The sequence below is a fragment of the Nonomuraea basaltis genome, assembly GCF_005893125.1.
In the GTDB taxonomy this organism is placed as follows: Bacteria; Actinomycetota; Actinomycetes; order Streptosporangiales; family Streptosporangiaceae; genus Nonomuraea; species Nonomuraea basaltis.
Genome location: NZ_VCJS01000087.1, coordinates 41,826 through 50,506, shown reverse-complemented (window position 1 = coordinate 50,506; position 8,681 = coordinate 41,826). Strand labels below are relative to the sequence as shown.

6 protein-coding genes are annotated in these 8,681 nt (G+C 69.9%); all 6 read left to right on the top strand.

Translation table 11 applies throughout. The features are described 5' to 3' along the window. The coding region (locus EJK15_RS34190) for a penicillin-binding transpeptidase domain-containing protein (protein ID WP_276615451.1) at nt 1–1,214 on the top strand (1,214 nt) is incomplete at its 5' end. After that, nucleotides 1,211–2,377 (top strand): rod shape-determining protein RodA, encoded by a 1,167-nt coding sequence (rodA, locus tag EJK15_RS34185; protein ID WP_138714616.1) that lies wholly within the window; start codon nt 1,211–1,213, stop codon nt 2,375–2,377. The genes EJK15_RS34190 and rodA, both read left to right, overlap by 4 nt. Nucleotides 2,378–2,381: 4 nt before the next feature. After that, complete coding sequence (locus tag EJK15_RS34180) at nt 2,382–2,561, top strand: hypothetical protein (RefSeq protein WP_138714615.1); 180 nt, start codon at nt 2,382–2,384, stop codon at nt 2,559–2,561. Nucleotides 2,562–2,581: 20 nt separating this feature from the next. Further along, a complete protein-coding gene (locus EJK15_RS34175; protein ID WP_138714614.1) occupies nt 2,582–4,492 on the top strand; it encodes a TIGR03960 family B12-binding radical SAM protein in 1,911 nt (636 codons plus the stop codon). A gap of 153 nt (nt 4,493–4,645) precedes the next feature. Then, on the top strand, nt 4,646–5,398 hold the full coding sequence (locus EJK15_RS34170; protein WP_240777389.1) for a TIGR03936 family radical SAM-associated protein: 753 nt from the start codon (nt 4,646–4,648) through the stop codon (nt 5,396–5,398). A gap of 143 nt (nt 5,399–5,541) precedes the next feature. Then, nucleotides 5,542–8,523, top strand: a complete 2,982-nt coding sequence (locus EJK15_RS34165) for an Rne/Rng family ribonuclease (RefSeq protein WP_240777388.1) — start codon at nt 5,542–5,544, stop codon at nt 8,521–8,523. Nucleotides 8,524–8,681 lie beyond the last annotated feature (158 nt).

Here is an 8,681-nt window from a genome sequence, read left to right as displayed (position 1 = left end):
GGGTGGTGCTGGACGCGCGCACGGGGCGGGTGGTGGCGCTGGCCAGCCAGCCCGGATACGACCCGGCGATCTGGGCGGGCGGGATCTCGACGCGTGGCTACCAGTGGCTGCTGTCGGACAAGTCGGGCAAACCGCTGGTGTCGCGGGCGATCAACGGGCAGTTCGCGCCGGGTTCGACGTTCAAGGTCTCGTCCGTGTCGGCCATGCTCCGCGCGGGCTATCCGCTGAACGGCACCTACTCGTGCCCGGGTTCCTACACGGTGGGCGGCCGGGCCTTCAACAACTTCCGCGGCATCGGCCTGGGCACGCTCAGCCTGCACACGGCGCTGGTCAAGTCATGCGACACGATCTTCTACCGGGCCGCCTACGAGCAATACCTCAAGGACGGCGGACGCCACCCGAAGAAGGCGCCGAAGGAAGTGTTCGCCAACATGGCCAGGTCGTTCGGATTCGGCAGCCCGACCGGCGTTGACCTGCCCGGCGAGTCCGCCGGCCGCATTCCCGACCGGGCCTGGAAGAAGGACCTGTGGAACAAGACCAGCGCGGTCAACTGCGAGCGGTCGCGCAAGGGATATCCGGAGGTGAAGGACAGGGCGCGGGCCGAGTTCCTCAAGCGGCTGGCGCTGGAGAACTGCACCGAGGGATTCCTGCTGCGGCCCGGTGACTCGGCCAACTTCTCCATCGGCCAGGGCGACGTGCTGGTGACACCGATGCAGCTGGCCAGGGCGTACCTGGCGCTGGTGAGCGACGGGAAGGTGCGCAGCCCGCGCATCGGATGGGCGCAGGTGCGCCCGGACGGCAAGGTGGTCAGGACCTTCCCGGTGCCGGTGGTGGGCAAGCTGCCGCTCGGCGAGAAGGAGCGGCTCTACATCAAGAACGCGCTGAGCCAGGTCGCCGCAGACGGCACCGCGGCGGGGGCGTTCGCCGGGTTCCCGATGAACAAGGTGCGCATCGGCGGCAAGACCGGCACCGCGGAGGTGTGGGGCAAGAAGGACACCTCGTGGTTCGCCTCGTTCGCGCCGACGCAGAAACCGCAGTACGTGGTGGTCGTCATGGTCTCCCAGGGCGGGATGGGCTCGCAGACGGCGGCGCCGGCCGTACGGGAGATCTATGAGGGCATCTACGGCATCAAGCGGCCGGCTGCCGTGCCCGGCGGGAGGCTCGTGACCAGGCTGCCGAGGTTCGCGCCCGACGGAACGGTGGCCGGGGGATGATCGCCCGGTCCGCCGCCGTCCGGCGGCCCTCGCTCGTGCAGCGCATGGTGCACGAGAAGTCGACCGTACGCAGGCTCGACGGGCTGATGCTGGTCGCGGTGGCCGGATTGTGCGTGATCGGCACGCTGCTGGTGTGGTCGTCCACCAGGACCTGGGCGCCCGGGTCCACGGGCCTGGTGAAGAAGCACCTGCTCAACGAGGTCATCGGGGTGGTGCTGTGCGCGATGGTGGCCATGGTCGACCACCGGGCGATGCGGGCGTACGCGCCCCTGGTGTACCTGCTGTCGCTGGTGGGGCTGGGGCTGGTGCTCACGCCGCTGGGCGCGACGATCAACGGGTCGCACTCGTGGATCCTGCTCGGCGGGGGCTTCGCGGTGCAGCCGTCGGAGTTCGCCAAGGTCGGGCTGCTGCTGATGATCGCGATGCTGCTGGCGCAGCCGGCCGAGGGGACCGATCGGCCGCGCGGGCTCGACATCATGCTGGCGATCGTCGCCGCGTCGATCACGATGGGGCTGGTGATGCTCCAGCCCGACCTCGGCACGGCCATGGTGCTGGCTGCGATCACCGCCGCCGGGCTGATCATCGGGGGTGTGCGCAAGCGGGTGATAGCGGCGCTGACGGTGGTGGCTGCCGCGGGGGTGTTCGCGGTGTTCTACTTCCAGATGCTGGAGCCGTACCAGGTGGCGCGGTTCACCGCGTTCGTCGATCCGAGCGTCGATCCGCGCGGGGTGGGCTACAACAGTACGCAGTCGCTGATCGCCATCGGCTCCGGGCAGTTGCTGGGCAAGGGGCTGCTCGGCGGCGGGCAGACGACCGGCAGGTTCGTGCCCGAGCAGCACACCGACTTCATTTTCACGGTGGCGGGAGAGGAGTTCGGGTTCCTCGGGTCGGTCACGGTCGTGCTGCTGCTCGGCGTGGTGCTGCTGCGCGGGCTGAAGATCGCCAGGAAGTGCGAGGACAGGTTCGGGACGCTGGTGGCCGGGACGATCGTGTGCTGGTTCGCGTTCCAGACGTTCATCAATGTGGGAATGACGATCGGGATCATGCCGATCACCGGGCTGCCGCTGCCGTTCGTGTCGTATGGCGGAACCGCCACGTTTGCCAATCTCATTGCGATTGGGCTGCTGCAGGCCATCAGGGTGCGCGGGCAGTCGTTTAATTAGAAATATGTTCTTGGCCTATTGCGATGAGTGCGAGGAGCGCTTCCTGCTGCCCGCGAACCACGTCGTCGGTGTGCACAACCTGGAGAGCGGCGTGATCGCCGTGGAGCTGACCTGCTACGAGGGGCACCACATCGTGGTGCTCAGCGGAAACGACATCGACATCACCGGACCAGCCACCGTCTGAGCGCCGCTACGCTGGACGGTATGCCTGTCGAGTCGATTTTCCACCGCCTGGAAGCGCTGCTGCCCAAGGTGCAGAAGCCCATCCAGTACGTCGGGGGTGAGCTCAACTCGACCGTCAAGGACTGGGACTCCGCGGACGTGCGGTGGGCGTTGATGTACCCGGACGCCTACGAGGTCGGGCTGCCCAACCAGGGTGTGGCGATCCTCTACGAGATCCTCAACGAGCTGCCCGCGACGCTGGCCGAGCGGACCTACGCCGTCTGGCCGGACCTCGAGGCGCTCATGCGAGCGGAGGGCGTCCCGCAGTTCACCGTCGACGCGCACCGGCCGGTGCGCGCTTTCGACGTGCTCGGGCTGTCGTTCTCGACCGAGCTCGGCTACACCAACATGCTGACGGCCCTCGACCTGGCCGGCATCCCGCTTCGCGCCGTGGACCGGGGCGAGGACGACCCGATCGTGCTCGCCGGGGGCCACGCGGCCTTCAACCCCGAGCCGATCGCCGACTTCCTCGACGCGGCCGTGCTCGGCGACGGGGAGCAGATCGCCATCGCCATCAGCGAGGTCATCCGCGAGTGGAAGGCCGAGGGCCGGCCGGGCGGGCGCGACGAGCTGCTGATGCGGCTCGCCGAGTCCGGCGGCGTCTACGTGCCCAAGTTCTACGACGTCGACTACCACCCGGACGGCCGCGTCAAGCGCGTCGCGCCCAACCGGCCCGAGGTGCCGTGGAGGGTGCACAAGCACACCGTCATGGACCTCGACGAGTGGCCCTATCCGAAGAAGCCGCTGGTCCCGCTGGCGGAGACGGTGCACGAGCGGTTCAGTGTGGAGATCTTCCGCGGCTGCACGCGCGGGTGCCGGTTCTGCCAGGCGGGCATGATCACGCGTCCGGTGCGCGAGCGGTCCATCACCACGATCGGCGCGATGGTCGAGCAGGGCGTCAAGGAGTCCGGCTTCAACGAGGTCGGCCTGCTGTCGCTGTCGTCGGCCGACCACTCCGAGATCGGCGACATCGCCAAGGGCCTGGCCGACCGCTACGAAGGCACCAACACCTCGCTGTCCCTGCCCTCGACCAGGGTCGACGCGTTCAACATCGACCTGGCCAACGAGTTCTCCAGGAACGGCAGGCGCTCGGGCCTGACATTCGCGCCCGAGGGCGGCTCGGAGCGGATGCGCAAGGTGATCAACAAGATGGTCACCGAGGAAGACCTGATCCGCACCGTCACCACGGCCTACTCGCAGGGGTGGCGGCAGGTCAAGCTCTACTTCATGTGCGGGCTGCCCACCGAGCAGGACGAGGACGTGCTCGGCATCGCCGACCTGGCCAAGAAGGTCATCAAGGCGGGCCGCGAGGCGACCGGCAGCCGCGACATCCGCTGCACGGTCTCCATCGGCGGCTTCGTGCCCAAGCCGCACACGCCGTTCCAGTGGGCCGCGCAGGCCGACCACGAGACCGTCGACCGGCGGCTCAAGGCGCTGCGCGACTCGCTCAGGGGCGACAGGCAATACGGCCGGGCGATCGGCTTCCGTTACCACGATGGCAAGCCCTCGATCGTGGAGGGCCTGCTCTCGCGCGGCGACCGCCGGGTCGGCGCGGTGATCCGCGCCGTCTGGGAGGACGGCGGCAGGTTCGACGGTTGGAGCGAGCACTTCTCCTACGAGCGCTGGATGGCGGCCGCCGAGAAGGCTGGGGTCGACGTCGACTGGTACACCACGCGCGAGCGGGAGGAGAACGAAGTCCTGCCGTGGGACCACCTCGACGCCGGGCTCGACCGCGAATGGCTGTGGCAGGACTGGCAGGAGGCCGTCTCCGGCGCTGAAGTCGAGGACTGCCGCTGGACTCCGTGCTACGACTGCGGCGTCTGCCCGACCATGGGCACAGAAATTCAAATCGGTCCCACGGGGCGAAAACTCCTTCCTCTTACGGTGGTTTAGCGCGCTCAGTGGGCGAGCCGTGCCTCGGCGTACACGTCCATACGCCGGGGCGGCTTATCCTGAGACGAAGGAACACTTACAAGGGAAGGACGACAAGCTCTGAAACCTGTTCCCGAAGGGCCTCCGCCCGCGCCCACGGTGCAGCGCCTGCGTGTGCGTTACGCCAAGCGCGGCCGCCTGCGCTTCACCAGCCACCGCGACATCTCACGGGCCGTCGAGCGGGCGGTCCGCCGTGCCGGCATTCCGGTGGCGTACAGCGCGGGCTTCTCGCCCCACCCGAAGATCTCCTACGCGGGCGCGGCGCCGACAGGCGTCGCCAGCGAAGCTGAATACCTCGAGATCGGTGTTACCACGCCGTGCGACCCCGAGCAGGTCAGATCCGGCCTGGACGAGTCGCTGCCGCCGGGGCTCGATGTACTCGACGTCGTGGAGGCGGGTCAGGGGGGACTGGCCGACCGCTTGGAGGTCTCCGACTGGGAGGTGCGGCTGCCCGGTGCCGATCGCGAGCTCGCCGAGGTGGCGGCGGAGAAGTTCCTCGCGGCGGGCACCGTGGAGGTCGAGCGCCTCACCAAGAAGGGACCCCGTCGCTTCGACGCGCGGCAGGCCGTGCTGGGGCTCACGGTGTCCGAGGGAACAGACAGAACCGCAGCTCAGGTGCATGGACGACCGTGTGTCATACTGCGCATGGTTGTTCGGCACATGACGCCTGCCGTTCGACCCGACGATGTGCTCACAGGGCTGCGTCTTGTGGCCGACTTCGCGCCGCCGGTTCCCCCCGAGGTGACCAGGCTGGCGCAGGGGCCGCTCGACGTCAGCACCGGTGCGCTTGCCGACCCGCTCGACCTGGACCGCGATAACACGCGCGGCGGCGAGGCGGGGCCGGTGGGTGAGTACGTCGCCGGTTAAGGACGGGCCCAGCGCGAGCCGGGCACGACCGCTGACAGGACTTGGCGCCCACGCCTCCTCACGGGAGGCGGGGGCGGACAACGAGACACGATGCTCCTGCGCGGCGCGGCGACGCGCCCGGGAGCTGACGGGAGAACGCCCGCATGCTCGACAACGAGCCCAACGCCGGGGTCACAGGCCTCGACGGGGAGACAACTGAACAGCCCGAGGTGACCAAGCGTCGCCGCTCCGCCAGCCGCCCGGCCGGTCCGCCGCCCGAGCTGCCCGAGGAGCCGGCCGCCGTTCCGGTCACCGTTCCAGCCGCGCAGGCCGCGCCGGCGGTGGCGGAGGGTGCGCCGGTGCAGCGCACCGTCGTCCAGAGAGCCGCCGGTGAGCCCGATCCGGACCTTCTCGCGGCTGCCGACACGACCGCCGCCGCTGCACCCGAGGCCGAGAGCCCTGCCGAGGGCGTCCTGGCCGACGCCGTCGCCGAGGCCGTGGCCGAGGAGAAGCCCAAGCGGGCCGCGAGGACGCGGTCCACTGCCACGTCGACGCGGCGGCGTACGACCACCAAGAAGGCCGCCGAGGCGGAGCCGGAAGTCGCGGGAGCGCTCCCGGAGGGCGGCGAGGCCGCCGCTCCCGAGGCACCCGCTGAGGCCGCGCCCGTGAAGCGACGCAGGGCCACCCGCAAGAAGGCGGAGCCGGCAGAGGCTCCCGCCGCTGCCGCCGAGGTGGCGGCTCCCTCCGGCGGTGCCGAGGCGGCCGCGCCGTTCGGCGAAGGCCAGGCGGTCGCCGGTGGCGAGGCCGGGGCGGAGGTTCGCACCGGTGAGTCCGCCGTGGCGCAGCCTGAGGCGGCGCAGGCCGGTCGCGGTGACGCCGAGGCCGGAGCTGCCGGGGCGGTGGTCTCCGGCGGTGACGTCGAAGCCGCTGCCGAGGAAGACGACATCATCGAGATCCTGCCCGAGGACGAGCCGCTCGACGACGAGCCCGCCGGCGAGGACCTCGACGAGGAGCCCGTGCGGCCGAGCCTGCTCGCCGACCCGTTCGGGCTGACGGCCCGCCGGCAGGACCAGCCAGACACCGCGTTCCAGCGGCCGGCGGCCATCTTCGCTCCGCTGTTCCAGGCGCCCGACCCCAGCCAGGCCAAGCCCGTCGCGGTCCGCCGCGCCGAGCCGCCGCAGCCGGTCGCCGAGCCTGCGAAGGAGGCCGAGGAGCCGGCCGACGAGGTTGTGAGCGAGGACGAGACCGACGCCGACACCTCCGACGAGCAGGAGGAGGAGGAAGGCGGCGGCCGTCGCCGTCGCCGCCGCCGTGGCGGCCGGGGACGCGGCAAGGCGCGCGAGCGCGACGAGGCCGAGGACGGCGAGGAGCAGGACGAGGACACCGACGAGGAGCAGGACGAGGAGGCCCAGGAGGAGGAGACCTCCACCTCCCGCCGCCGCCGGCGTCGGCGTCGGCGCGGCACGGAGGAGGTCGCCGAGCCGGCCGGCGACGATCCGCCGAACACGGTGGTACGCATCCGCGCGCCCCGCTCCGGACGTCCGGCCTCGCTCGACACCGCCACCGACGGCGTGCAGAGCGTGCGCGGCTCCACGAGGCTGGAGGCCAAGAAGCAGCGCCGCCGCGAGGGCCGCGAGCTGGGCCGCAGGCGCCCGCCGATCATCACGGAGTCGGAGTTCCTGGCCCGCCGTGAGTCCGTCGACCGGATGATGGTCGTGCGCCGCCAGGGCGACCGCACGCAGATGGCGGTGCTGGAGGACGGCGTGCTCGTCGAGCACTACGTCAACCGCGAGGCCAGCCAGTCCTACGTGGGCAACGTCTACCTCGGCAAGGTGCAGAACGTGCTGCCGTCGATGGAGGCGGCGTTCGTGGACATCGGCAAGGGCAGGAACGCGGTCCTGTACGCCGGCGAGGTCAACTTCGACACCGCCGGGATGGAGGGCCAGCCGAAGCGGATCGAGGCGGCGCTGAAGTCCGGGCAGTCCGTGCTCGTGCAGGTCACCAAGGACCCGATCGGGCACAAGGGTGCGCGGCTGACGTCGCAGATCAGCCTGCCCGGGCGCTACCTCGTCTATGTGCCCGACGGTTCAATGACCGGGATCAGCCGCAAGCTGCCCGACAAGGAGCGCACGCGGCTCAAGAGCATCCTGAAGAAGGTCATGCCGGAGAACGCCGGTGTGATCGTGCGTACCGCCGCCGAGGGCGCCTCTGAGGAGGAGCTGGCCCGCGACGTGGCCCGGCTGTCCGCCCAGTGGGAGAACATCCAGAAGAAGGCCAAGTCGGCCAGCCCGCCCGAGCTGCTGTCCGCCGAGCCCGACCTGACCATCCGGGTCATCCGCGACGTCTTCAACGAGGACTTCACCTCGCTGGTCGTGCAGGGCGAGGACGCCTGGGAGACGGTCGACGAGTACGTCAAGTACGTCGCGCCGCACCTGGGCGAGCGGCTGTCGAAGTGGGACGGCGACCAGGGAGACGTGTTCGAGTCGCACCGGATCGACGAGCAGCTCGGCAAGGCGCTCGATCGCAAGGTGTGGCTGCCGAGCGGCGGCTCGCTGGTGATCGACCGTACCGAGGCGATGACCGTCGTCGACGTCAACACCGGCAAGTTCACCGGCCAGGGCGGCAACCTCGAAGAGACCGTCACCAGGAACAACCTGGAGGCGGCCGAGGAGATCGTGCGCCAGCTCAGGCTCCGCGACATCGGCGGCATCATCGTGATCGACTTCATCGACATGGTGCTGGAGTCGAACCGTGACCTGGTGCTGCGGCGGATGCTGGAGTGCCTGGCGCGCGACAGGACCAAGCACCAGGTTGCCGAGGTCACCTCGCTGGGCCTGGTCCAGATGACGCGTAAGCGGGTCGGTCAGGGGCTGCTGGAGGCGTTCTCGACGCCGTGTGACTGCTGCAACGGGCGCGGCCTGATCGTCCACACCGAGCCGGTAGAGGCCAAGCCTGAACCGCGCGGCACCCAGGGGAAGATGGCCGTCGAGAAGGTGGTCTCCGACAAGGTTTCCGCGGCGAAGGACTCCGGCAGCCGTGATACGGTGACCGGTGCGCTTGAAGACGTCCCGGTTGAGGACGACCAGGCAGGCCAGACTTCCGGCAGGGGGCGGAGACGCTCCCGCCGAGCCAAGTCCGCCGAGTAGTTTCGGCGGACTCCGACGATCCGTCCGGTTCGCCTAGGGCACCGTTAATCCGGTACCCTGGTGAATCGGTGCGTCAGGTGACGTGCCCTGTTGGCACGCCTACTCGGTTCGTCGGTTCGAGACAGACCGAATGATGGGCGCAGCATTCGGCGGCCACC

What these genes read in the sequence shown, in the direction of transcription:
- EJK15_RS34175 (WP_138714614.1), top strand. Translation starts at nt 2,582, where the DNA reads ATGCCTGTCGAGTCGATTTTCCACCGCCTGGAAGCGCTGCTGCCCAAG.
- EJK15_RS34180 (WP_138714615.1), top strand. Translation starts at nt 2,382, where the DNA reads ATGTTCTTGGCCTATTGCGATGAGTGCGAGGAGCGCTTCCTGCTGCCC.
- rodA (WP_138714616.1), top strand. Translation starts at nt 1,211, where the DNA reads ATGATCGCCCGGTCCGCCGCCGTCCGGCGGCCCTCGCTCGTGCAGCGC.
- EJK15_RS34165 (WP_240777388.1), top strand. Translation starts at nt 5,542, where the DNA reads ATGCTCGACAACGAGCCCAACGCCGGGGTCACAGGCCTCGACGGGGAG.